This is a genomic window from Tistrella bauzanensis, assembly GCF_014636235.1.
In the GTDB taxonomy this organism is placed as follows: domain Bacteria; phylum Pseudomonadota; class Alphaproteobacteria; order Tistrellales; family Tistrellaceae; genus Tistrella; species Tistrella bauzanensis.
Genome location: NZ_BMDZ01000004.1, coordinates 115,646 through 140,579 on the forward strand (window position 1 = coordinate 115,646; position 24,934 = coordinate 140,579).

The following is a 24,934-nucleotide window of genomic DNA, read 5'->3' on the forward strand; positions in this document are numbered from 1 at the left end:
CTGACGTCAGGTGCCGGGGGTTTTATGGTACCTGATGTGGGATAGGCGGCGTCACACCGGCTTGATCGACTGTTCGCGCGGCCAGAAGCGCAACTTGCGGCAGGTCGCGATGAAATCGTCGGCATCAGCCGCGGCTGAGAGCGCGACGATGCCGTCGTCACGTTTCGCCTTGTCGACACCCGCTGCGGCCAACAGACCATCGGCCGCCGGCGCATAGGCCAGGAATTTGCGGTGCGCGAAGGCGTCGCCGATGAAATCCAGCACCGACGGATCGCGCGCCAGGCTTTTCACCATATCGGCGCCGACCAGCACCGCCACCGCGTCGTACAGCACCGACGGTCCGCCATCGGTTTTCTGTTTCGCCGGCACCAGCGTGCCATCGTCCAGGGTGGCGCCGCCGATTTCGGGGGCGACCACCTCGACCATCGCGCCTTCGGCCCCGGCGGCCCTGGTCAGCGCGTTGAACAGCGCGGCATCGGCGCCATCGGCCAGCAGCACGCCCAGCTTGCGGCCCTTGAAGCTGCCCGGGCCGTTCAGGATGATGCTCAAGGCCGGCGAGGCCTGCAGGTCCATGCGGGTCGGCTTCGCGGCCGGTGCCGGATCGGGTATCGATTTAAGGCCCAGCCCCTTGGCCACCCGTTCGGCCAGATCCTCGTGCACATTCAGCAGATGCGCCACCATCCGCACCCGGATATCGGCCCGCTCCACCTTGCTCAGCTCGAAGGTCAACGCCGAGGCCATATGGATCTGTTCCTCAGGCGTCTGGCTGATGAAGAACTGCCGCGCCTGGCTGTAATGATCGGCGAAGCTCTCCGGGCGGATGCGCAGCCTGGTGGGCTCGGTCTCGGCGACCGGCAGGCTTGAGAAGCCGGCTTTCGGGGTCTCGCGCGGCCCCTCGCCCCAGGAATTGGGCTGATAATTGGCCCGGCCTTTGTTGACCGCCATCCGCATGTGGCCGTCCTGCTGGAAATTGTGCATCGGACAGCGCGGCCGGTTCACCGGAATCTCGGTGAAATTCGGGCTGCCGAGCCGCTTCAACTGGGTGTCGAGATACGAGAAGTTGCGCCCCTGAAGCAGCGGGTCATTGGTGAAGTCGATGCCGGGCACGATGTTCTGGGTGCAGAAGGCCACCTGCTCGGTCTCGGCAAAGAAATTGTCGACCACGCGGTCGAGCACCAGCCGCCCCACCCGGCGCACCGGCACCACCTCTTCCGGAATGATCTTGGTGGCGTCCAGCACGTCGAAATCGAAGGCCTCGGCAAAGCTTTCGTCGAAAAGCTGCATGCCAAGCTCCCATTCCGGAAAGTCGCCCGACTGGATCGCGTCCCACAGATCGCGGCGATGGAAATCGGGATCGGCGCCGCTGATCTTCAGCGCCTCGTTCCACACCACCGACTGCATGCCCAGCTTCGGCTTCCAGTGGAACTTGACGAAGGTGGACTTGCCATCGGCATTCACCAGCCGGAAGGTGTGAACGCCGAAGCCTTCCATGAACCGGAACGAGCGCGGTATAGCCCGGTCCGACATGATCCACATGATCATGTGCAGGCTTTCCGGGGTCAGCGAGATGAAGTCCCAGAAATTGTCATGGGCGGTCTGGGCCTGCGGAAAACCGCGATCCGGTTCCTGTTTGGCCGCATGGATCAGGTCGGGAAACTTGATCGCGTCCTGGATGAAGAACACCGGGATGTTGTTGCCGATCAGATCCCAGTTGCCGGCCCGGGTATACAGCTTGACCGCAAAGCCGCGCACATCGCGCGCCAGATCGGACGAACCCTTGTTGCCGGCGACGGTGGAAAACCGCACGAAGGCCTCGGTGCGCCGGCCGGCCTCCTGGAACGGATCGGCCATGGTGATGTCGGCCAGCGACTCATAGGCCTCGAAGAAGCCATGGGCGCCCATGCCGCGCGCATGCACCACCCGCTCGGGGATGCGCTCATGATCGAAATGGAAGATCTTGTCGCGCAGATGCACGTCTTCCAGCAGGGTCGGGCCGCGCGGCCCGATCTTCAGCGACGACTGATCGTCGGCCACCGGCATCCCATGACTGGTGGTCAGCGCGGGGGTATCCGCACCGGCCGTCTGGTGCAGCTCGCCACCCGGCCCGCGTTCCAGTGTCTGATCATGGATAGTCACGGTCTCGCGGGCCTGGGGATCGGTGGTGCTGGGCATGGGTCTGGTCTCCGGACGATTGAAATATGAGAAGAGAGGCGCCGGTCAGCGACCACCACCACCATTGCCGGCCGAACCATGTCCGGGGCCGCGCTGGTTATGGGCACCGCCCGGCACCACCACACCCGACATCGCGGTGCCGGTGCTGTCGGGGGAATAGGCAAGTGCCGTGTCGGCCAGCGACAGCACACCGACCAGACGCTTGTCGCGGTTCATCACCGGAATGCGGCGCAACTGGATGTCGCCCATGTTCTGAACGACATGCTCCACATCCTCGTCCTCGAAGCAGTATTTGACGTCGGGGGTCATGACGTCGCGGACCGTGGCGCTGCCGTCCCGGCCATCGGCCAGCCCGCGCACCACCAGGTCACGGTCGGTCACCGCCCCGACCAGCCGGTCGTCGTCGCCGACCGGCATATAGCCGATGTCCTGCTCGGCCATCCGGCGCGCCACCTCGCGCAGTGTCTCGTCGGGGCGCGCCATCTCGACATTGCGGTTCATGATCTTCTGGACCTGCATGGCTCTTGATCTCCGTCTCGACAGACGGGCCGGGCGTTTCGCATACCGCTCCGGCGCCGTGCTTCGGATGCGTGCTCCGTGGATGCGTGCTCCGTGGGTGCGTGCTCCGTGGGTGCGTGCTCTGTGCAACCGCTTGCGGGCGCCATGGTTCCCGCCCGGATCGCCGCGCGTCGTAACGGCTGGAACCGCAGCACGCGCCGGGCGTTCAGCCATCGATGGACACGACCGATACCGACGGAGCCCGCGAAGATGTGCCCTGCCGACCGCCATGCCGATTGGCCTGACGACCCGCCGGTGCAGCCGGTCGCCTCGCTTGCCGCCGCACGGCGGCTGGCCGCCGGGTGCCGGCGGTGCGACCTGTGGCGCGGCGCCAGCCGCACGGTGTTCGGCGACGGCGCCGACGGCCATGCCGCGCCGTCGGCCGACCGCAGCCCGCATCTGATGCTGGTCGGCGAACAGCCGGGGGATAAGGAGGATCTGGCCGGCCATCCGTTCGTGGGGCCGGCGGGACGGATTCTGGATCAGGCGCTGGAGGCGGCCGGTATCGACCGCGCCCGGATCTACCTGACCAATGCCGTCAAGCACTTCAAGAACGAGCCGCGCGGCAAGCGCCGGCTGCACCGCCGGCCCGATGCCGGCGAGATCGACCGCTGCCGCTGGTGGCTGGATCTGGAACGGCAGTTCGTGCGCCCGCGGGTGATGGTGGCGCTGGGCGCCAGCGCCGCCCGCGCCGTGCTGGGCCGCGCGGTCACCATCTCGCGCAGCCGGGGCCGGTTCTGGCCGCTGGACGCCCGCGAGGTCGCCCCCGCGACCGAGGTGCCCGCAACCATGGCCCTGGTCACAGTGCACCCGTCGTTCATTCTGCGACAGCGCGACCGCCCGGGGCGTGACCGCGCCTGGCGCCAACTGGTCGAGGATCTTTCAACCGCCCGCGAGGGCCCCGTGGCCCCGCACACCGCCAATGGATCGGAACCATGATGGACCAGCCCCGGAGCCACGAGCCGCGCAACCAGACCGCCGCCGGACGCGGCCGCGAGGACAAGGATCCCGGCAGCCTGAACGACATGCTCGACCAGCTGTGCGAGGCCGGCGAGGATGGCGGCAAGGTCTCGGTCGGCGACATCTGGAAGACCATCGGCCAGCGATCCTTCGGGCCGCTGCTGCTGGTCTGCGGGCTGGTGGTGATCACGCCCATCGGCGGCATTCCCAGCGTGCCGACGATTTTCGGCGTCATCGTCTGCCTGATCGCCGGCCAGTTGCTGCTGGGCATGTCGCATTTCTGGCTGCCCGGCTTCATCCTGCGCATCCGCACCGACAAATCCCGGCTGACCAGAAGCGTCGAATGGTCGCGCCCGGTGGCACGGGTGGTGGACCGCATCCTGAAGCCGCGCCTGACCCGGCTGACCACGACCCCCGCCAACCGGGTGATCGCGGCCGTGTGTGTGGCGCTGGGCCTGATCATGCCGCCTTTGGAAATCGTGCCGATGGGCGCCGCCGTGCCATCGGCCGCGATCACCATCTTCGGTCTGGCGCTGATCGCCCATGACGGGCTGCTGGCGGCGATCGCCTTCGTGGTCAGCCTGGGCGGGTTCTGGCTGGTGGTCAGCCAGTTGCTGCTCTGAGCAGGCCTGAATTGCCGGAAGTCAAACAGGATTACGCGGGATCGATCCGGCGCATGTCGGGTTGCATCCGGATCACGCTCTGCAAGGCGAGAGGATGCCATGACCTGTGCCCGTCCCCGATATCCGAAGCGATGGCCGGCGCCCGGCGGCGCGGCCATTGGTCTGGCGCTGGCGCTTCTGCTGCCGGCCCTGGCACCGGCGGCCCCGGCGCCCGCCCCCGGCGCTGACACCGCCCGATCGTCGGCCGGCGCCGACAGTGTCCGATCACCGGCCGCCCCCGATGCCATCCGCGGCGCAACACCCGGTGCGGTGCGCATCACCGGATCGGTGGTCGAGCCCACGGCGATCCCGCTGCCGCCCTCGGATCAGGAGCTGGCAGGCCGGCTGTCGGTGCCCGAGGGCTTCGAGGTCGAGGTCTATGCCCGCGACCTGATCAACCCGCGCATGCTGGCCTATTCGCCCGCCGGCGTGCTGTATGTCACCCGGCGCCAGCTTGGCGACGTGGTGATGCTGCGGCAGGGCGACGACGGCGCCACCCGGGCGCCGGTCACCGTCGCCAGCCGGCCGGGGCTGCACGGCATCGCCTTCGACGGCAACCGGGTGTATCTGGCGACGGTGCGCGATGTCTATGTCGCCGACGTGCTGGCCGATGGCCGTTTCGGACGGCTGGAGCGGATCATCGACGACCTGCCCGATGGCGGCCAGCATGCCAACCGCAGCCTGGCGGTCGGCCCCGACGGCATGCTGTATATCTCGGTCGGGTCCAGTTGCAATGCCTGCGACGAGACCAACCCCGAACACGCCACCATCCTGCGCGCCACGCCCGATGGCCGGTTGCGGACGATTTTCGCCTCGGGTCTGCGCAACACCATCGGCTTCGACTGGCAGCCGGGCACCGGCGCGCTTTACGGCCTGGACCACGGCATCGACTGGCTGGGTGACGACGGCCAGATGGAAGAGGTGAACCGCATCGAGCAGGGCCACCGCTATGGCTGGCCGCATGTGGTGGATTTCAACAACCCCACCCCGCGCGCCGAGCCGCCGCAGGGGATGAGCATTGATGACTGGATCGCCCTGTCGACCGCGGCGGTTGCCGGCTATACCGCCCATGCGGCACCGATGCAGATGGCCTTCCATGATGGCCACGGCATGCCGGCCGGGCTGGCCGGCGATGCCTTCGTGGCCATGCGCGGATCATGGAACCGCCAGCCACCCAGCGGCTATGAGGTGGTGCGCATCGATTTCGACAACGGCAAACTGCGCGGCATCACGCCGTTTCTGACCGGGTTCCTGGTCAAGGGCCAGGATGGCGGTCATGGCATGCTGGGGCGCCCCACCGGGATCGCCATCGCCCCCGATGGCGCGATCATGGTGGCCGACGACACCCAGGGCGTGATCTATCGGATCAGCGCCGAGGCTAAGGACGGCGCGCGGACGGCCCCGCCGCAGAAGCCCGTGCCACAGAAACCCGTGCCACAGAAACCGGCACCACAGAATCCAGCGATGGCCGAACCGGTGATGGCGCTGGACCATCTGGCGCCAGACGGCGCTGCCGAACTGTCCCTGACCGCCGGGTTCAGCGATGGCGGCACCATCCCCGACACCAACCGCGCCCGGGGCGACGATGCCTCGCCGGCACTGACCTGGGAGGGCGCGCCTGAAAGCGCGAGGTCCTTCGCGGTGATCATGGAAGACGCGGCCGCGACCGACCCTGCCGCGGCCAACGGTCAGGTGCCCTTCGTGCACTGGATCATTCATGACATCCCGGCCGACGTGTCGGCGCTGCGCGAGGGCCTGCCGACCCATCCGCGATTGTAGGACCCCGAAGGCGCCCGCCAGGGCACCAACAGCCGGGGCTCGGTCGGCTATACCGGGCCGCGGCCTCCCGCCGGCGACAGGCCCCACCCCTATCAGATCACGGTGCTGGCGCTGGATGTGGAGCGCCTGGACGTGCCGCCGATGGCCGGCCGACAGGCGGTGCTGGATGCGATGACCTCTCATGTCGTGGCCGCCGGCCGGATGGTCGGTCATGCAGCACCCTGATGCGGCGATGCAACCGGTGGTCCGGGTGTTTCACAACCCCACCGCCGGCGGTGGCGACTGGCCCACCGCGCGGCTGATGGCGCTGCTGGCGGCAGAGGGCATCCAGGCCACCGGGTGGCAGTCGACCAAGGCCGATGGCCTGGACGACGCCGTGGCCGCGACCACCGGGCCGCTGATCATCGCCGGCGGTGACGGCACCGTCGCCAAGGTGCTGGCGCGCCTGCCCGACCGGCGGCTGCCGGTGGCGATCCTGCCCACCGGCAGCGCCAACAACATCGCCGGCGCGCTGGGCGCGCGCCTGCCGGCCGCGCCGGGCGATCTGCGCCGATGGCTGCTGGCCGGCGACACCCGGCCGTTTCATGCCGGACGGGTGCGCCTGGGGTCCAATCCGCCGATCCCCTATTTTGAAAGCATCGGCGCCGGCGCCACCATCACCGCGATGGAGATGCAGCCGCCCCGCCCGCTGCACGGCATCGCCAAGATCACCTTCGGCCGGGCGGCGCTGGCCCAGGCTCTCGCGAGTGCGCCACCATTGTCCTGCGACATCGCCATCGACGGTCTACACAGGCGTGCCCGGGCGATCGCCCTTGAACTGCCCTGCCTGCCCTGGACCGGTCCAGGGCTGTGGCTGGGCCCTGAGATCCGGCCCGACGACCGCCGTGCCGTCGCGGCCCTGATCGGCCCGGCGGATCGCGACGCGGCGATCGCCTGGCTGGCAGCGCCAGGGACGCCCCGCCGCGAAACCATGGCAGCACCGCCCTTGTCCCCCTGGATTGGTGATATGATCATGGTCACGGGGCTGCATGGCCCGCTGCGCATCGACGACGACCGCCTGACCGACGATGCGGCCGGCGCCAGACTGGTCGTCGACCGCGACCCGCAACCGTTCCGGATTGTGGTCGACCCCATGCGCCAGCCGGTGCGGGGCCGGCTACCCGACCCACCCCCGGCCGCAAGAGACAGTTCATGACCGGCACATCACTGGATACATCCCGTCTGCGCGACATCGAGATGCTGGCTGTGGAGCTGGCGGAACAGGCCGGCGCGGCCATCACCTCGCGGCTCGGCTCGCTGCTGTCGGTGCGCTACAAGACCGGCGCCGAGACCGAGGCGACCCTGCGCAATCCGGTGTCGGAGGTCGATGAACAAGTGGAAGGCGTGATCCGCGAGCGCCTGGCCGCGCGCTTCCCCGATCATGGCGTGATCGGCGAAGAGATGGCCGACAGCCATGACACCGATGTCGACATGATCTGGGCCGTCGATCCGGTGGACGGGACCAGTAATTTCATCAATGGCTTTCCGCTGTTCGCGGCATCGATCGGCGTGCTGCATCGCGGCCGGCCGGTGGTGGCGGCAGTGTGGTGCGCCACCAGCCATGCGCTGCGATCGGGCGTCTATCATGCCCGCCTGGGCGGCGGGCTGCATTTCGACCGGCAGCCCCTGGCGCGGGCGTCCAACCCCATGGTCCATCGCCGGCTGGCCGGCGTGCCGCAATTCCGCAGCGGCCGCCATCCTTACGACCTGCGCAAGACCGGGTCGGCTGCCATCGAATGCGCCTTCGTGGCGGCGGGGCTGCTGGAAGCCGCCAGCTTCAACAGCCCCAATATCTGGGATGTCGCCGGCGGCATCCTGCTGGTCCAGGAATCCGGCGGTCAGGTTCTGGCGCGCGGGCGCGGCAAGCGATGGCAGCCCTTCGAGGCATTCATCGCCACGCCGTTGCGCGACTGGCGGGGCGGGCTGATCCTGGGATCGGCCGATGGCGCGGGCTGGATGGCCGGCAACCCCGGCGTGGCGGGCCAGGACGAGCCGGCCTGAGCGCCGCCATCCTGCAACCGCCCGCTCTGGCACCGCCCGCGCTGGCACATGAAAACCCGCCCGGAGCACGGATCCGGGCGGGTTCTGTCTGCCGTGCGGCGGGGGCGCGCGGCATAGGGCGCCGGCCGTCACCTTCGGCGGAAAGAGGCTCAGCTGCTCAGCGCCTGGCGGAGTTCGCTGCCCCGCTCGCTGTCGGGGTTCGCCTCGATGATGTCGCCGGCGGTGGCGTCGGTGCCGATCGTGCCGCCGTAATAGGCCGCGGTCTGTTCCTCGTCCCACGAGATGTCGCCGACGCTGACGGCGGCACCGGCGAAGGCACCCTCGACACCCGACCAGATCACCACCTGACGCTCACCTGTCGAGGCGCGGGCGCCGTCGCTGGCATCGGCGAAGGTATAGCCGGCCTCGGCGTTCAGCGAGAAGCTGTCGCCGCGCTTGAAGCGGTCCACCGCCTCGTCATTCATCAGCAGGAAGGCAACCGGGCCCGACTGTCCGCCGACCTGGGCGCCAAGGCTGATGCCGCCCATGTCATAGAAGACGGGGTTGCTCCATTCGTCGCCCTGCCTCGCCACGAACACACCCTCGCCGCCACGCGCGCCGGCGATCAGTGCGCCCTCGGCGTAATCGGGAATGATGAACACGCCCTTGGCCTTCGACAGCAGCGTCATGACGTTGCCGTCCTGGGTCATCTGCTGGGCGACGTCGGTCGCGCGCGACACCAGTTCCTGCGCCTCAGCGCGGTCCTCGGCCCGATCCTCGGGGTCTTCGTCGGCCACGGCGGTGCGGTCCACCCCGGTCCGCTCGGCCGTGGTGTCGCCCGGATCGCGGGTGGTCGGCATGGCTGCCGCGTCCGGCTGATTGCCGACCGGACGGCCGGTGGTGCCGGCATCGTCGCTGGTCTGGCCGGCCGGCGTGCCGCTGGTGCCGGCGGCGAAGGCCGGTGCACCCGCCAGGGTTCCGGCGGCAAGAATGGTGGCGGTCATCAAAGCGAGCTTGCGCATGGAGATACTCCATTCAGGCGTTGAATAGGGGGTCCGAATGGCGGCGGTGCCGCGGTCAGTACCAGTGACGGCGGCCATCGCCCGGCCCGTCATCGTCATCATGGTGGCTGCAGGCCAGGCAATAAGCGGCAAGGCCCACCACACCAGCGACCAGCAGGCCGGTGGTCAGCGGGTGCTCGCGGGTCATCCGGCGGGCGCCGCCGCTCAACTGCGCGGCGCGGCGGCGGGCCGCGCGCATCGCCTCAGGCGAGGTGCTGTCATGGGCGGTGTGGCTCAGCCGGTCGGCGAGATCACGGACCTGCCGCTTGAGCGCGGACAGATCCTCGTTCAGGCGATTGGTGGCTGTCCGGTCGTCGGTCATGTCACTCTCCGAAACCTATGGCGTCCGCGCCGTGACCGACGCGGTTCGACCCCCATAACGGGTGGCCGGGCGATTTGTTCCAAGGCGATCGCCGGCCGATCGGCGGCAGGCGCCGCCATGTGGCCCGGGAACAAGTGCCGCATCAAGGGGTTGACCACCGGCCCCTGCCGGTGGAGATGATGACCATGGACGGACCAAGCCCGCACACGACCCTGCCCTTCGCGCCATCCCACATCGCCCGCGCTGATCTGACCGCGCGGTTTCTGGCGGTCCGTCGCCAGACCGAGGCCCTGGCGGCCCCCCTTGATCCGGAAGATCAGGTCGTGCAGTCGATGGCCGATTGCAGCCCGACCAAATGGCATCTGGGGCACACCACCTGGTTTTTCGAACGCTTCGTGCTGATGTCGTTCCTGCCCGGCTACCGGCCGTTCGACCCGGGTTTCGACCATCTGTTCAATTCCTATTATGTCAGCCTGGGCAGCCGCCATCCGCGGCCGCAGCGCGGCCTGCTGACCAGGCCGCCGCTGGCGCGGGTGCTGGCCTGGCGCGACAGCGTGACCCATGCCGTGACCGGGTTGCTGGACCCGGCGGATGCGGGCTTGCGCGCCCGCATCGACCCGTTGATCGAGACCGGTGTTCATCACGAACAGCAGCATCAGGAACTGCTGTTGATGGACGTCCTGCATCTGTTTTCGTGCAACCCGCTGAGGCCCGCCTATCTGCCGGCCGATATCATGGACAGCGCCGCGACAATGGCCGTGGCATCGAAACCACAGGCGCCGGGTTGGATCGACCATGACGGCGGCATCCACGCCATCGGCCATGATCCGGCGGCCGGTGATGCCGATGACTTCGCCTATGACAACGAAGGACCACGCCACGACGTGCTGCTGCGGCCGTTCCGGCTGGCCAACCGGCCGGTGACCAATGGCGACTGGCTGGAATTCATCGCCGAGGACGGCTATGGCCGCGCTGAATTCTGGCTGTCCGACGGCATCGCCGAGACGCAAGCCCAGGGCTGGACCGCGCCGCTCTACTGGTTCCGTCCCGAAGAGGACGGCCTATGGTGGACGATGAGCCTGCGCGGCCCCGAGCCTGTGGATCTGGACGCCCCGGTGGTGCATGTCAGCCAGTACGAGGCCGACGCCTTCGCCCGCTTCCGGGGCTGCCGGCTGCCGACGGAAGCTGAATGGGAGGTGGTGGCGGCACAGGCACCGGTTGCCGGCAATCTGCTGCCACGCGGCGCGCTGCGGCCGATGCCGGCCGGCACCACCACGCCCTCGCCCGCGCAGATCTATGGCGATGTCTGGGAATGGACCAGCAGCGCCTATGGCCCCTATCCCGGCTTCAAACCGCCGGTCGGCGCCATCGGCGAATATAACGGCAAGTTCATGGCCAATCAGATGGTCCTGCGCGGCGGCTGTTGCGTCACGCCCGGCGACCATATCCGGCCCAGCTATCGCAACTTCTTCTATCCCAGGCAGCGCTGGGCGTTTTCAGGTCTGCGGCTGGCAACCGACGCCTGAACCCGCGCGCCCCGAAAAGCCGCGCCCTCCATTGCCATCAAGGACCAGTCCCATGCGCCAGACCACCACTGCCCCCCGCGTCGACACACCACCGCCATCCGATGCCGGCCCCCAGGGGTTTACCGCCGCAGACGGTGCCGGCGACGACATTGCGGCGATCGCCCTCGCGGGCCTGACCGCCACCCCCAAATGTCTGCCGCCGCGCCTGTTCTATGATGCCGCCGGCTCACGCCTGTTCGACCGCATCACCGGCCTTGCCGCCTATTATCCCACCCGTACCGAGAGCCGGATCCTGCACATGCAGGCGGCCGAGATCGCCACCCGTGCCGGACGCGGCACCACGCTGGTCGAATTCGGCAGCGGCGCGTCGGTGAAGACCCGGCTGGTGCTGGATGCACTGCGCGATCCCGCCGCCTATGTACCGATCGATATTTCGGCCGAGCACATGATGACGGCGAGTGCGGCGCTCGCCCGCGACCATCCGGGGCTGGCGGTGCGGCCGGTGCATGGCGATTTCATGCAGATGACCACCCTGCCCCTGGACGATGCGCCAGCCGGCACGGCCGGCCGCCGGCTGGGCTTCTTCCCCGGATCGACCATCGGCAACCTGCTGCCCGACGAGGCGGTGTGCTTCCTGCGCCGCGCGGCCTGTATGCTGGGCCATGATGGCCATCTGCTGGTCGGCGTGGATCTTGAGAAAGACCCCGCCCGGCTGATCGCCGCCTATGACGACCCGGACGGCGTCACCGCCGCCTTCAACCTGAACCTGCTGACCCGGCTGAACCGCGAGGCCGCAGCCGATTTCAGGCTGGACCGTTTTGCCCATCGCGCCATCTGGCGCGCCGATGCCGGCCGGATCGAGATGCATCTGGAAAGCCTGACCGACCAGATCGTGCAGGTGGCCGGGCGTGGCATCCGCTTCCGGAAAGGCGAGACGATCCACACCGAAAACAGCCACAAATACACGCCGACCGGATTCGCCCGGCTGGTGCGACGCGGCGGCTGGCGCACCGATGCCTGCTGGACCGACCCCGAGCGCCTGTTCAGCCTGCACTACCTGATCCAGAACCATTGACACATGGATATGGGCCGGATCACGGCCGGATCATGGGTCGGCATAGCCCAGTGCCCGCATTTCGACCCGCAGGCCGTGGGGATCGCGGTCGAACAGGATGGCGCCCTTGCGGACCGAACCCGGGGGCAGATAATCCAGCCGGCTGCGGCCGCGCGACACCACCGCGCCGCCATTGGTGATGACGCCCTCGATCTCCACCGCCGATGCCGTGCGCGGGCCGTCATTCCAGGCCTCGAAGGTCACCACCCAGCCCTCACCGGCGGCGGCGACCACGGTCGGCTGCACCCGGATGGCCGGCACGCCCGCAGGCGTGGTGATCGCCTGCACCAGCAGCCAGACCACCGTCGCCACCAGCAGGGCCGCGCCGATCGCGCCGATCGCCCATTCCCAGGGCCCCGGCGGGGTTGGCGCGTCATCATCCGCAGCATCACCGCGCGGTCGCGAATTGTTCCGGCTGCCATCGGTCATAGAATGATCCTTGCGGCGGCGGCGCCGATGGCGCCGGGAAACGACAGCACCACGACCATGCTGACGATATCGATTGCCGAGGTGCCATCCAGCCGGCCGAAGGTCCACAACACATACAGGCTGACCAGGGCCACCAGAACGTAGCCCGCGACGGTGAACCGCAGGAACAGGCTCCAGAACCCGCCGGTCCGGGTGACGCTGGCACTGCCGGCGAAATCGAGCTCATAGACGAAGCCATGCATCAGGGCGAGCGTGAGGACCAGCAGGCCCAGTTGCTGCCAGATCGACATCTGATAGCCGATCAGCAGGACGTCCTCGGTGGGGGCGATGTTCAGCGACAGGAACAGCGCACCCGCCACCATCACGAACAATTCGCCGGCATAGGTGTCTTCCATCTCGTGCCGCTTGGCATCGTGGCCGCTGGAGCCAAGCTGGCTGCGCGCCAGCATCGCGCCGATCGCGCCCGGCGTGATCTGTATGGCGATCTTGCCGATGACTTCCGACAACGGCATCTCGGGCGCCAGCACGCCGAACACCCACAGCAGGCCCGCGGCGGCGAGCGCCGCGATGGCGATGGCGATGCAGGCATCGGCGCCGTCCTGCAGAATGCTGCTGGTCCGGCGGAAGCCGCCGATCCGCGACAGCCCGACCAGCAAAGGCAGGGTCATCACCAGCAGCAGCGCCAGCCTGAGCGGCTCGACATAGAAGCCCAGCCACCAGGTTTCCATGGTCATCAGGATCGGCAGCGTGAACAACAGCGCGCCGGCGGCGGCACGGCCAAGACCGATCAACAGCGTGTGATCGCCGGTCGCCGCCGCGTTGGCATCGCCCGTTTCTGATCGGCTCACCTCCGACCTCCCTGAAAGCCTGGATGCACCGGCCGGTTGAAGATGCTGACAAAACCGTGGGCGGCCCGATTCCGTTCCTTGGCGTCGGAACCGCCGCCGCCGAACTGCGTTGGTTGGCCATAAACAGCGGACTGGCCATGAACAGCCCACATCATCACCACGCAACCGGAGGCGCCATCATGTTCCCCCGCTTGATCGCCGCAGCCACGCTGCGGGCCGCCCTCAGCCGGCTGCCCGTCGCCGGTGCGGCGGGTATCGCCCTCGCCACCGGGATGGCCGGCATGGCGGTGGCGGCAGACGCCCAGACCGAGCCGATATCCACCCAGAGCTATATCGACCAGGCGACCCTGTCGGACATCTTCGAGATCCAGTCGGGGAAGCTTGCCCGCAACAAATCGGAGAACGACGACATCCGCGCCTTCGGTGGCCGGATGGTGCTGGACCATACCAATTCCAGCGAGCAGCTGCGCAAGACCCTGGCCGATATCGGCGGCGATATCAGCGTGCCCACGCAGCTCGACGACCGCCGCATGGCGCTTCTTGAGCGGTTGAACGAGATCCCGTCCGACCAGTTCGACCGGCTGTATGTCGACATGCAGGTGACGGCCCATGAGCAGGCCCTGAAGCTGCACCGCGACTATGCCGGCAATGGCGAGAACGAGGCGCTGCGCGACGTGGCCGAGGACATCGCCGACACGGTGGAGCGCCATCTGGACGCGGTGCGCGACCTGGCCAGCGGCCAGGGCTATTGAGCCCCCGGCTCGGCCCGGGCATCCCGATCCTCCCTTTACCATTCCGACCGGCAGGAGACGACCGATGGCCTTCAATCCTTTGAAGGAAAAGGGTATTCCTCTTGAGAAGCAGTGCCGCGACTGGGCGGAACTGAACGTCGAGCCCTATAAGAAGGACGCGGTTCACCCCTATAGCCGCTGCCGCGGCATCGTGATGAACGGCATTGAGGTCGAGGCGGTGATGTTCTCGCATCAGATGGCGCGAAACACGCTGGACCCCGAGATCAAGAAGCAGCTTTCACTGATGCGCCGGATCGAGGCGCAGCAGCAGAAGGTGATGAACTGGCTGATCCCCGGCGACGAAACCACGCTGGAGGTGACCTTGGGCTATGAGCAGGTGGCGGTGGATCTGACCGCCTGGGTGGCCCAGCACGAGCCGGACCCCTATCTGCGGCAGGTCTATGAATTCGGTCTGCTGGAGGATTTCGACCATCTTTACCGCTATGCCAACCTTTATGGCATGCTGGAAGGCCGCAAGGCCCACGAGATCACCGACACGCTGACCGAGATCATGCCCGGGCGGCCGACGATCTATGAGCATCGCGACCCGCGCGACGAACCGCGCCGGCCGATGACGGCCCTTGCCGCCGATCCGCAATCGGTGCTGAACGCGCTGACCATCATGTCGGCCGAACAGCAGACGATGAATTTCTACATGAATATCGGCAACCGCTACATGGAGCCGCTGGCGCGCGCGACCTATCTGGAAATCGCCCAGATCGAGGAACAGCACGTCACCCATTACGAGAGCATTCTGGACCCGACGGTGAGCTGGTTCGAGAATCTGGTGCTGCATCAGTACCATGAATGCTGGATGTACTATTCGTTCATGCAGGACGAGATCGACCCCCGGGTGAAGGCGATCTATGAGCTGCATCTGGCCATGGAGATCGAACATCTGCGCGTCGCGTGCGAGCTGATGCGCAAGGTGGAGAAGCGCGACCCTGAGGCACTGCTGCCCCAGGACATCGGCCAGACGGTGGCGTTCAAAGAGAACAAGGCCTTCATCCGCGACGTGCTGGCGCGTCAGGTCGATCTGACGTCGAAGGACAGCGCCTTCGTGCCGATCGGCGATCTGCCCGACGACGACCGCTATTTCAAATGGAACGGCACCGTCAACGCGAAGGGCGTGCCGACCGAGGACGTCATCGACCGCGCCCGGCGCGACGGCGGCGAATACCGGCTGGAGACCGAGGGGCCGCATCCGGTCGAGGCGCTGCGCGCCGATGCCGGGGCGGCGCGGACCGCCTATGCCCGCCGCGTGCGCTGAACCGGAACAGGGACGACAATCATGACTGTGACCGAGGTGACCGACCACACGGTCGACTGGCGCATGGGCGATCCGGTGTCGCTGTCGGCCATGCTGATCGCGGGCAAGAAGGTGGCGCCAGACGCCACCCTGCTGCTGGAGCAGGACCATCGCGAGGCGATGGCGATGTTCGATGCCTATGACGAACAGACCGATCCGGCCGAAAAGGCCGCCGTGGTGCGCAGGCTCTGCCGCGCCCTGTTGCGGCACATGGAGATCGAGGAAGAGATCTTCTATCCCGCAGCCGCCGCCGCGACCGGCCGCGACGACCTGACCGAACACGGCCGCAAGGAGCATGGCGAGGCGCGCGAGATCATGCTGCGCATCGACAATGCCCTGGGCCGCGGCGAGCCGCCGGATCAGGACGTGCACGCGCTGCGCCACGCCATCGAACATCACGTCACGGATGAGGAAGACGAGATGTTCCCGACTGTTCGCAAGAGCGGCCTGGATCTGGCGGCGGTCGGCCGCCGGCTGGTCGCGCGCAAGGTGGCCCTGCTCTATCGGCGCAGCGACGGCCGGGTGCAGGACAGCGGCTATGACCGGTTGGAGAAAGCCATGAGCGAGACCCGCGACCACGCCCGCGACCTGCTGATCAAGGGCCTGCGCGACATTCATGCCGCCATCCGTCAGGGCGAGGCGATGCTTCAGGCGCAACTGCCCCGCCTGAAGCGCTATCCGCAGATGGCCGAGCGGCTGCAGGCCCATCAGCAGGACAAGACCGCCCAGTTGAAGCGGGTGGAGGCCGTTCTGGACGGGCTGGGCCACGACCGGTCGTCGATGAAGGACATGATGATGGCGACCGCCGGGGATCTGGCGACCCGGATGAACGCCACCAAGGATGACGAGATCCTGAAGAACAGCCTGGCGATGTTCGGCATGGCGAATTTCGAGATCGCGTCCTATGAAAGCCTGGTGATACTGGCCACCGCCGCCGATCAGGCCGAGGCCGCCAAGCTGTTGCAGACCAGCCTGTCGGAAGAACGCGCCATGGCCGCATGGCTGGCTGAAAATCTGCGCGGCGTGCTGCTGGCCCATCTGGAATTCCGCGCCACCGGCCGCGAGGACACCGGCTGACGCGTCACCTGCTCCCCGCTCTGGAACTGTCCTGGCGTGCCGCCATTCTTGATGGCGCACGACCAGACCACCGCACTCGAACAGGTCATGGACGAGGCACAGGCGCTGATCGACAGGATGCGTCGTGCCCGTTCTTGAGCGGCACCTTAACCGCCGGTGCCGCCGGCCAGATGGCAGGCGGCCAGATGGGGGGGTGCGTCGGGGGCGGTTGGCGCGCTGGCCTGGGGCGTGAGCACGGGCATCCGCTGCCGGCAGAGATCGACGGCCAGCGGGCAGCGCGGGTCGAAGCGGCAGCGGTCGGGATCGGGGTCGATCGGGCTCATCGGTTCGCCGGTCATGCGGCGGGCGACGGGGGTGCCCCTCTCGTGCCTCAGCCCGTCCAGCCGCGGGATCGCGGCGGCGAGGCCGGCGGTATAGGGATGCGCTGGGTGGTCGAAAACCGCATCGGCGGGCCCCTGCTCCACCACCCGGCCCAGATACATCACCAGCACCTGGCCGCACATCATCCGCACCACGTTCAGGTCGTGGGAGACGAACAGGCAGGCGAGGCCCAGTTCGCGGCGCAGATCGTCGATCAGCCGCAGGATCACCGCCTGGATCGAGACATCCAGCGCCGAGGTCGGCTCGTCGAGGATCAACAGTTCGGGCCCCGGCGCGATGGCGCGGGCAAGCCCGACCCGCGCCAGCTGCCCGCCCGAGAGCTGATGCGGCAGCCGGCCGAACAGGCTTGCCGGCAGGTACACCCGGTCGAGCGCCTCGGCCGCCGCACGGGTGAGCGCCGCGCCCTTCAGGCCGTTGAGCCGGGCAAGCGGCCGGGCCACGGCCTCGATCGCGGTCAACCTCGGGTCCAGGCTGTCGCCGGCATCCTGGAACACCATCTGGATGCGCCGGCGCCAGGGGGCGTGGGCGGCACGGCGCGCCGGCACCGCCGTCAGGTCGACGCCGTCGAACAGGATCCGGCCGCGATCGGGATCGGTCAGCCGCGCCAGCATCGCCGCCAGGGTGGATTTGCCGCAGCCGCTTTCCCCCACCAGCCCCAGCGCCTGGCCCCGCGCCAGGGTGAAATCGACGCCATCCACCGCATGCAGCCGCTGCGGCGGCCGGCCGCCGGCTGAAAAGGTCTTCACCAGCCCGGTGACCGCCAGAAGCGGCGGCGCCACGCCTTGTGATGTGATGGCGATGGTCATGCGCCCAGATCCTCGATCCGGGTGGTGGGGCCGGGGGTGGCGCGGATGAGGGCGGCGGTATAGGGATGGGCGGGGGCTGCCAGCAGCCGCGCCGTCGGCCCGGCCTCGACCACCCGGCCGTCGCGCATCACCGCCAGCCGCCGGCAGCGTTCGGCCGCCACCGCCAGATCATGGGTGATCAGGATCGTGGCCATGCCGCGCGCCCGCGCCAGATCGTCGATCAGGTCCAGAATGATCGCCTGGGTGGTGACATCGAGCCCGGTGGTGGGTTCGTCGGCGATCAGCAGCCGCGGATTGCCGGCCAGCGCGATCGCGATCATCACCCGCTGGCACATGCCGCCCGACAATTCGAATGGATAGGCATCGGCGCGCCGGCCCGGATCGGGGATGCCGACCGCGGCCAGCAACTCCACCACCCGCGCGCGCAGCCGGGCGCCGGTCAGGTGCCGGCCCTCTCCCCGCGCCGCATGGGCACGCAGCACGTCGCCGATCAGCCGCCCCACCCGCCTGAGCGGGTTCAGCGCCCGGCGCGGATTCTGGAACACCATCGAGATCGCCCGGCCGCGCAAAGGCGCCACCACCGCCTCGCCGCCCGCCGTCAGATCCACGCCATCGAAGCTGATCCGGCCGCGGAGAACGCGGCCGGCCGGCGGCAGCAGCCCCAGAACCGCCAGCGCCGTCACCGATTTTCCGGAGCCGCTTTCCCCGACCAGCCCCAGCGTCTCGCCCGGGCCGATCGACAGGCTGGCGCCATCCAGCGCCGGGCGCGGGCTGCCCGCGAAACTGATGGCCAGATCATGGATGTCCAGCAGCGGCACTGTCACCGGCGCCTCGGGTCCAGCAGATCGCGCAGCGCATCGCCGGCCAGATTGAAGGCGAACACCGCCATCAGCAGCGCCAGCCCCGGAAACACCGCCACCCACCACTGCCCGGTCATGATGAACTGCGCGCCCTCGCTGGTCAGGATGCCCCATTCGGCGGCGGGCGGGCGCACGCCCAGGCCGATGAACGACAGCCCGGCCGCGTTCAGCACCGCCCAGCCCAGGTTCAGCGACACCTGGATGGCCAGCACCGGCAGCAGCGCCGGCAGCAGAACCGTGAACAGCAACCGCATATCGCCATAGCCGCCCAGCCGCGCCGCCTGCACCCAGGCCGCATCGCGCCGTGCCGCCACCTCGGCGCGGGTGACGCGGATATAGAATGGCAGATTGATGATCGCGGTCGCCCAGACGATGTTCGCGACCGTGTTGCCCAGCGCTGCCACCATCGCCATCGCCACCACGAACAGCGGAAATGCCATCAGCACATCGACCAGCCGGCCGATGCCCCGGTCCAGCCAGCCGCCCCGCCAGCCGCACAGCGCACCGATGGCGGTGCCGGCCACACAGGACAGCGCCACCGCCGAGATCGCGATCGCAAGATCCAGCCGGGTGGCGACCACCACGCGCGAAAAGATGTCGCGGCCAAGCTGGTCGGTGCCGAACCAGTGGCTGGGCGACGGCGCCTCAAGCCCGTGGGCGACATTGGTCGCCAGCGGATCATGCGGCACGATCGCCGGCCCGAAAACCGCGGCAAACACCATCAGTGCCACCACCAGCAGCGCCAGAAAGCCGGGCGGATTATCCGCGGCCAGCGCCAACAGCCGGCGGGCGCGGCTGCGGATGGTTGCCGATGCGGCGGTATGAGGATCGATGGTCACGGTCATCCCATCCGCCCCACCCGTGGATCGATCAGCCCGTACAGAATGTCGATCAGCAGGTTGACCAGCGCGAAGGCCACCGCCACCAGCAGCACGAAGCCCTGCACCGGCGCGTAATCGGCGTTCATCACCGCGTCCAGCGCATAAGATCCGATGCCCGGCCAGGCAAAGACCTTTTCCACCAGAACATTGGCCCCCAGCATGTACGAAAATACCAGCCCCAGCGTGGTGACGATCGGCACCGCGGCATTGTGCAGGGCATAGTGCCACAGCACCATACGGCGTGGCAGACCCGCCGCCCGCGCCGCCACCACGAAATCCGATGCCAGCACGCCGATCATCGCACCCCGGGTGATGCGCGCCAGCGGCGCCAGGGCGAACAGCGCCATGGTCAGACAGGGCAGCACCATCCGCCCCAGCACCGATCGCAAGGCCGCGCCATCCCCCGCCAGCACCGCATCGATCACCATCGATCCGGTCACCACCGGCGGCGGAAACAGCATCATGTCGAAGCGGCCGACCGGCTCCGGCGCCCAGCCCAGATTGAAATAGAAGATGTGGATCAGCAGCAGCCCGATCACGAAGCTGGGCAGCGAGGTGCCGGCGGTGGCGATGATCCGGCACAGATGGTCGATCCACGACCCCGGCCGCGCCGCGGCGGCGATACCCAGCGGCAGCGCCACCAGCATCGCCAGCAGAAAGCCGGTGACGGTAAGTTCCAGCGAGGCCGGCAGTCGGGCCGCCAGATCATCCACCACCGTCTCGCCGGTGGTGGATGATCGGCCCAGATCGCCGCGCAGTATATCGCCGGCATAGATCAGCAATTGTTCGGGAATGCTGCGGTCCAGCCCCAGATTGATCCGGATCGCCTCGATCTCCTCGGGCCCCATACCGGGGCCCGAGGCAAGAAAGGCTGCCGGGTCCGCCGGCAGCAACCGCATCACCACGAAGGTGAACACCAGGGCGCCGGCCAGGATCGGCAGGGTCGCCAGGCTGCGCTTGCCGATGAAGCTCAGAAGGGCAGGCACGTGTGGCACGGGCTCCGGTTGAGGGTGCAGGCCGGACCGCGCGGGTCAGGCGGATTTGGTCAGCGGCCGGAAGTCGACCTGACCATGGATATAATAGGTGAAATCGTCCACAGCCGGCTGCATCGCGGCATCGAAGGATGGCAGCCACAGCGGCATGATCGGCAGTTCGCGGAACACGATCGCGATCGCCTGCCTGATCAGATCGTCATAGGTATCCTTGTCGGTTTCCCAGCGCGCCTTCTCGACCAGCACCGTCAGTTCCGCATTCTGGAACGAACCGAAATTCCACCGCCAGTCGCCCTGGAAGAAGATGCGGAAGAAATAGTCCGGATCGTTGAACCAGGCCGAGGAGCCCTCGACATAGAACGGCACCTTTTTTTCGGTCAGCAGCGTGCCCCAATTGGCCGTCGGCACCTTCTCGATCGTCACCTTGATGCCGATCCGACCCAGTTGTTCCTGCACCAGCAGCGCGATCGGATCGGCGGTCACCGCATCGGCGACGTTATAGCTGAAGGTGGTCTCGAAGCCGTCACCGAGCCCGGCTTCGGCCAAGAGCGCCCGCGCCCGGTCCAGATCGGTCTGATAGGGATAGGGCTGCGGGAAGGCGGAGCCTTCGGGTGCAGCCGATGCGGCGCCATAGAGCGGCATGCCGCGACCGAAGATCGCGCCCTGGAACATGTCTTCGTAAGGCAGCGCCCAGGCGATGGCCTGGCGCACGCGGACATCGTCGAAGGGTGCCGTGCGGGTGTTGAAGGCAACGAAGCGGAAGCTGTTGGTGACCGGCAGCGAGATCAGCTTCACCTTCGGATCGGCCGCAATCGCCGCCACGTCCTTGGGTGGCAGTTGCAGGGCCACATCGGCATCGCCGCGGGTGACCGCCGCCACCCGGCCGGGGGCGGCCGGCACCACCTGGACCAGCGCCCGGCGGATCTGCGGCAGCGCGCCGCCCTTCCAGTCGTCGAAGCGGCTGTAGATCACCTGCTGGCCGGCGGTCCAGGTCTCGACCTTGAAGGCACCGCTGCCGGCGGCGTTGTTGCGCAGCCATTCCGTGCCCCAGGGATCGGCCTCGGTGGCATGCGAACGCACCAACTCGCTGTTCAGTACCGAGGCAAAGGTCAGCGCCAGATTGGGCAGGGTATAACGGTCGGCGCGCGCGAAGCTCAGCCGCACGGTGTGGTCGTCGACCGCTTCGAACTGATCGGCCGAGACGATCGAGCCGGTGCCAAGCTGGCGCTTGGAGGCCGGCAGGTTGATGCCGCGTTCCAGCGACCAGACGACATCAGCGGCGGTGACCGGCTTGCCGTCATGGAAGGTGGCGTCGGGATGCAGGTGGAAGACCAGCACCTTGCCGTCTTCCAGCACCTCGAACCGTTCGGCCAGCTCGCCCTTGAAACGGCTGTAATCATAGCGATAGAGCCCCGGCGACACCTCGATCCGGTCGAAATTGATCAGCCGGTCATAGATGTTGGTGAAGGTGCCCAGCGAGGCCCGGTTGACGCCGTCGCCATGCGGGTCGCGGGAATTGGGGCCGTCTTCGGCCAGAACCCGCAGGGATGCGCCATCGGCGCTCTGGGCAAAGGCCTGGCCAAACGGCATGACCACACCACCCACCGACAGGAAGAGCCCGGCGGCCGCGCCGGACTTCAGGAAATCGCGCCGATCCATCATTCTCTAACGTCTCCAGCTCGACCGGTTCAGCCGGTCTGATGTCATCTCAGCTATAGGCCTGCGGTTCGGGCAGGCGCGCGTTCAGAGCGAAGTGTCCGATCTCCAGGATCTTGTAGGCCAGGGGGTCGTGCAGCGTATGGGTGCGGGCATCACGCCAGAACCGGTCGAAGGCATGGCGGTTATGGGTCGCACGCGCCCCCATGGCGTCGTAGATTCTGGTCGCGACGTCAAGACTCAAGCGGCTAGATAATACTTTTATGGTTGCAACATCAACCGCCGCGTCACCCCGAAGTTGGGCATCGAAGCGCGGGGCCGCGTCGAGCATGGCATCGACCTTGCCCGCCGCGCGATCGGCCAGCGCCACCACCGCCTGTATCGCGATCCAGAATTCGCCGAATTGAGACACGACCAGCGGGTCGTCGACCGCGCGCGCCACACCCGATGCCGGCCATGCCCGGGTGCTGGTGCGGACATAGTCGCGGCCGGCGCGGAAGGCGCCGAGCGCGAAGCCCAGATACAGATTGGCGAAGGTGAGCTGGTTGACCGGCGTGCGGGCCGCCACCGCAAAGGCGTCGACGCCGTCGCGGTCTTCCATCTGCATGTCGGCGGCCGGCACCCGCACGCCGTCGAGCGTGAAGCCGCCACTGTCGGCACGGTCCAGCCCCAGGCTGTCCCAGTCGTGATGGCAGCGCAGCCCCGGCGCGTCGCCGCGCAGATAGACCAGAACCGGCGCGCCGGTATCGGTGCGCCGGCCCCAGACCACCAGCCGGTCGGCAAAGGCCGCCCCGGTGCAGAAACTCTTGGTACCGTCCAGCACCACATCGCCGCCATCGGGCCGCACCTGGACATCGTCGTCGCGCGGGTTGGTGACGCCGGCCAGCCACAGCCGGTCGCGTGCGATCTCGGCCAGGCGCGGTCCGGCCAGCGCCGGCCGGCCGATGCTCTGATGCAGCACGCCCATGGAATGATAGCCGAACAGGGTGCCGACCGAGCCGTCGACCGCCGCCAGTTCACGCGCCACCGCCACCACCGTCGACCAACGGGCACCGCCGCCGCCAGATGCCGCAGGCACCGCCATGGTGGCAAGCCCGCTTGCCTTCAACAGCCGGATCTGGTCATGCGGCGGCGTGTGGTCGCGATGGCGGCGGGCGATGTCGGCGGCAAGGGCTGCCGCCACCTCGCCGGCCAGTGCCATCCAGGCGTCATGGCTGCGGGGGCCGATATCGGCGGCGGAGGGGCTGGTCATGGGCGGTCCTCCGCGGCAGGTGACGAGGGCGTTTCCGGCTGTCGCAACGCGGCGGCAGGATGGCCGGGCGCCGGGCGCGGCCCCTGACCGAACAGCCGGTCGCGCAAGGTGCCGTCGCCATAGCCGTGCTTGTACAGGCCACGCTCCTGCAACACCGGCACCAGCAGGTCGGCAACATCGGTGAAGCAGTCAGGGGTGACGGTGCGGATCAGGTTGAAGCCGTCGATATCGGCTTCGGCGATCCAGGCGGCGATCTCGTCGGCGACCTGCTCAGAGGTGCCGACCACCGGCTTGAACCGCCCGCCCAGGGTCATGCCCGCCAGCAGACGGTTCACCGTCGGCGGCCCGTCATCGCCGGCGCCAAGCTGCGCCACCAGCGACCGGATGCCATTGCCGGCCTCGCCCGCCACCACGATCGGCTCATCGGGCGCGAAGCGGGCGAAATCGATGCCGGTCGCGGCGGCAAGCTGCGCCAGCCCCGCCTCGGCGGCGGCATAGCGGCCATAGTCTTCGAATTTCTCGCGCGCCTCGACCGCGGTGCGGCCGATCACGGTCATCAGGGATGCTAAGATCTTCACGTCGCGCGGGCGCCGGCCGGCGGCGGCGACCCCGGCACGGATGCGCGCGGTCAATGCGGCGGCACTGCCGCGGCCGGTGGTGGGAATGAAGATGCATTCGGCATGGGTGGCGGCAAAGGCCAGCCCGCGCGCCGATGCCCCGGCCTGGAACAGCACCGGCGTGCGTTGCGGCGACGGCTCCGACAGATGGATCGCGTCCAGATCGAAGAACCGGCCATGATGGTGGATGGCGCGCACCCGGTCGGGCCGGGCATAGATGCCGGCCGCGCGGTCAGAGACCACCGCGTCGTCGTCCCAGCTTGCCTCCCACAGCTTGTAGACCAGGTCCATGTATTCGTCGGCGCGGTCGTACCGGGCGTCGTGATCCATCTGCGCGCCCTGCCCCGCCCCACGCGCGGCACTGTCGAGAAAGCCGGTCACGATGTTCCAGGCGATCCGGCCGCGGGTCAGGTGATCCAGCGTCGACATCCGCCGCGCGAACAGATAGGGCGGCTCCTGCGACAGATTGGCGGTGATGCCGAAGCCCAGATGGCGGGTGACCGCGGCCATCGCCGGCACCAGCATCGCCGGGTCGTTCACCGGCACCTGCATGGCATGGGCGATCGCCGTCTCCGGCCCGCCCTTGTAGACGTCATAGATGCCGCTGACATCGGCCAGGAACAGGCCGTCGAACAACCCGCGTTCAAGGATCCGCGCCAGATCCTGCCACCAGCCGATATCGGTATAGCTGGTGGCCCGGTCGCGCGGATGCCGCCACAGCCCATGGGCGATATGCCCGACGGCGTTCATCTCGAACGCGTTCAACCGGATCTGCCGGCCGGCCTCCACCGGCCCGTCCGCCGCTTCTGTCTGCCCCGCCCGTACCTGAACCACGCATCCGCCCCGATCGATCCCCCGGCAC

Annotated in this window: 22 protein-coding genes and 1 pseudogene; 10 read left to right on the plus strand and 13 right to left on the minus strand. The window is 68.2% G+C overall.

The genetic code is table 11. The features are described from left to right. Positions 1-51: 51 nt before the first annotated feature. Together IEW15_RS03340 and IEW15_RS03345 are read right to left on the minus strand one after the other, a co-directional pair. The gene (locus tag IEW15_RS03340) at positions 52-2,172 is read right to left on the minus strand and encodes a catalase (protein WP_188574883.1); all 2,121 of its coding nucleotides are present in this window, start codon (positions 2,170-2,172) and stop codon (positions 52-54) included. Between the two features lie 45 nt (positions 2,173-2,217). Beyond that, on the minus strand, positions 2,218-2,691 hold the full coding sequence (locus IEW15_RS03345; RefSeq protein WP_188574885.1) for a CBS domain-containing protein: 474 nt from the start codon (positions 2,689-2,691) through the stop codon (positions 2,218-2,220). Between the two features lie 249 nt (positions 2,692-2,940). Between IEW15_RS03345 and IEW15_RS03350 the strand changes: the two genes are divergently transcribed. From IEW15_RS03350 to IEW15_RS03375, 5 genes and pseudogenes are all read left to right on the plus strand, one after another. After that, complete coding sequence (locus IEW15_RS03350; protein ID WP_188574887.1) at positions 2,941-3,669, plus strand: UdgX family uracil-DNA binding protein; 729 nt, start codon at positions 2,941-2,943, stop codon at positions 3,667-3,669. Continuing rightward, the gene (locus IEW15_RS03355; protein ID WP_229707786.1) at positions 3,666-4,313 is read left to right on the plus strand and encodes an exopolysaccharide biosynthesis protein; all 648 of its coding nucleotides are present in this window, start codon (positions 3,666-3,668) and stop codon (positions 4,311-4,313) included. Before IEW15_RS03350 ends, IEW15_RS03355 begins: the two co-directional genes overlap by 4 nt. Before the next feature lie 444 nt (positions 4,314-4,757). Then, positions 4,758-6,356: pseudogene (locus IEW15_RS03360) on the plus strand (YbhB/YbcL family Raf kinase inhibitor-like protein). Continuing rightward, entirely contained in the window at positions 6,343-7,326 is a 984-nt protein-coding gene (locus IEW15_RS03370; RefSeq protein WP_188574891.1) for a diacylglycerol/lipid kinase family protein, read from the plus strand. Before IEW15_RS03360 ends, IEW15_RS03370 begins: the two are co-directional and overlap by 14 nt. Further along, positions 7,323-8,171 carry an inositol monophosphatase family protein gene (locus IEW15_RS03375; protein ID WP_188574893.1) on the plus strand — a complete coding sequence of 283 codons (849 nt, stop codon included), beginning with the start codon at positions 7,323-7,325 and terminating at the stop codon, positions 8,169-8,171. The genes IEW15_RS03370 and IEW15_RS03375 overlap by 4 nt, the downstream gene beginning before the upstream one ends. A 149-nt stretch (positions 8,172-8,320) precedes the next feature. Here IEW15_RS03375 and IEW15_RS03380 read toward each other — a convergent pair whose 3' ends face one another. Further along, positions 8,321-9,172, minus strand: coding sequence for a lipid-binding SYLF domain-containing protein (locus IEW15_RS03380; RefSeq protein WP_188574895.1), 852 nt, complete (start codon positions 9,170-9,172; stop codon positions 8,321-8,323). A 55-nt stretch (positions 9,173-9,227) separates the two neighbouring features. Beyond that, a complete protein-coding gene (locus tag IEW15_RS03385) occupies positions 9,228-9,533 on the minus strand; it encodes a hypothetical protein (protein ID WP_188574896.1) in 306 nt (101 codons plus the stop codon). A 185-nt stretch (positions 9,534-9,718) separates the two neighbouring features. On the opposite strand from IEW15_RS03385, the gene egtB reads away from it, so the two are divergent. Both egtB and egtD read left to right on the plus strand, forming a co-directional pair. Beyond that, the gene (egtB, locus tag IEW15_RS03390) at positions 9,719-11,059 is read left to right on the plus strand and encodes an ergothioneine biosynthesis protein EgtB (RefSeq protein WP_188574898.1); all 1,341 of its coding nucleotides are present in this window, start codon (positions 9,719-9,721) and stop codon (positions 11,057-11,059) included. Between the two features lie 52 nt (positions 11,060-11,111). Continuing rightward, the gene (egtD, locus tag IEW15_RS03395) at positions 11,112-12,134 is read left to right on the plus strand and encodes an L-histidine N(alpha)-methyltransferase (protein WP_188574900.1); all 1,023 of its coding nucleotides are present in this window, start codon (positions 11,112-11,114) and stop codon (positions 12,132-12,134) included. Between the two features lie 30 nt (positions 12,135-12,164). On the opposite strand, the gene IEW15_RS03400 is transcribed toward egtD, so the two are convergent. Further along, positions 12,165-12,602: a hypothetical protein gene (locus IEW15_RS03400; protein ID WP_229707787.1), complete on the minus strand. Its 438-nt coding sequence runs from the start codon at positions 12,600-12,602 to the stop codon at positions 12,165-12,167. After that, complete coding sequence (locus IEW15_RS03405; RefSeq protein ID WP_229707788.1) at positions 12,599-13,450, minus strand: TIGR02587 family membrane protein; 852 nt, start codon at positions 13,448-13,450, stop codon at positions 12,599-12,601. The genes IEW15_RS03400 and IEW15_RS03405 overlap by 4 nt, the downstream gene beginning before the upstream one ends. Before the next feature lie 179 nt (positions 13,451-13,629). Between IEW15_RS03405 and IEW15_RS03410 the strand changes: the two genes are divergently transcribed. The 3 genes from IEW15_RS03410 (at position 13,630) to IEW15_RS03420 (ending at position 16,627) form a co-directional block, all read left to right on the plus strand. Continuing rightward, positions 13,630-14,202, plus strand: coding sequence for a DUF4142 domain-containing protein (locus IEW15_RS03410; RefSeq protein WP_188574902.1), 573 nt, complete (start codon positions 13,630-13,632; stop codon positions 14,200-14,202). A gap of 64 nt (positions 14,203-14,266) precedes the next feature. Further along, positions 14,267-15,511 carry a ferritin family protein gene (locus tag IEW15_RS03415; protein ID WP_188574904.1) on the plus strand — a complete coding sequence of 415 codons (1,245 nt, stop codon included), beginning with the start codon at positions 14,267-14,269 and terminating at the stop codon, positions 15,509-15,511. Positions 15,512-15,532: 21 nt separating this feature from the next. Then, complete coding sequence (locus IEW15_RS03420; protein WP_188574905.1) at positions 15,533-16,627, plus strand: DUF892 family protein; 1,095 nt, start codon at positions 15,533-15,535, stop codon at positions 16,625-16,627. A gap of 146 nt (positions 16,628-16,773) precedes the next feature. On the opposite strand, the gene IEW15_RS03425 is transcribed toward IEW15_RS03420, so the two are convergent. The 7 genes from IEW15_RS03425 to IEW15_RS03455 are packed head-to-tail and all read right to left on the minus strand — an operon-like array spanning position 16,774 to position 24,861. Beyond that, a complete protein-coding gene (locus IEW15_RS03425) occupies positions 16,774-17,814 on the minus strand; it encodes an oligopeptide/dipeptide ABC transporter ATP-binding protein (RefSeq protein ID WP_188574907.1) in 1,041 nt (346 codons plus the stop codon). Then, the gene (locus IEW15_RS03430; RefSeq protein WP_188574909.1) at positions 17,811-18,638 is read right to left on the minus strand and encodes an ABC transporter ATP-binding protein; all 828 of its coding nucleotides are present in this window, start codon (positions 18,636-18,638) and stop codon (positions 17,811-17,813) included. Before IEW15_RS03430 ends, IEW15_RS03425 begins: the two co-directional genes overlap by 4 nt. Next, a complete protein-coding gene (locus IEW15_RS03435) occupies positions 18,635-19,519 on the minus strand; it encodes an ABC transporter permease (RefSeq protein ID WP_188574911.1) in 885 nt (294 codons plus the stop codon). Before IEW15_RS03435 ends, IEW15_RS03430 begins: the two co-directional genes overlap by 4 nt. Next, the gene (locus IEW15_RS03440) at positions 19,516-20,541 is read right to left on the minus strand and encodes an ABC transporter permease (protein ID WP_188574913.1); all 1,026 of its coding nucleotides are present in this window, start codon (positions 20,539-20,541) and stop codon (positions 19,516-19,518) included. Before IEW15_RS03440 ends, IEW15_RS03435 begins: the two co-directional genes overlap by 4 nt. 45 nt (positions 20,542-20,586) lie before the next feature. Next, complete coding sequence (locus IEW15_RS03445) at positions 20,587-22,209, minus strand: ABC transporter substrate-binding protein (RefSeq protein WP_229707790.1); 1,623 nt, start codon at positions 22,207-22,209, stop codon at positions 20,587-20,589. A 46-nt stretch (positions 22,210-22,255) separates the two neighbouring features. Beyond that, positions 22,256-23,455, minus strand: a complete 1,200-nt coding sequence (locus IEW15_RS03450) for an acyl-CoA dehydrogenase family protein (RefSeq protein WP_188574915.1) — start codon at positions 23,453-23,455, stop codon at positions 22,256-22,258. After that, positions 23,452-24,861: an LLM class flavin-dependent oxidoreductase gene (locus tag IEW15_RS03455; protein ID WP_372401942.1), complete on the minus strand. Its 1,410-nt coding sequence runs from the start codon at positions 24,859-24,861 to the stop codon at positions 23,452-23,454. The genes IEW15_RS03450 and IEW15_RS03455 overlap by 4 nt, the downstream gene beginning before the upstream one ends. Positions 24,862-24,934: the final 73 nt, after the last annotated feature.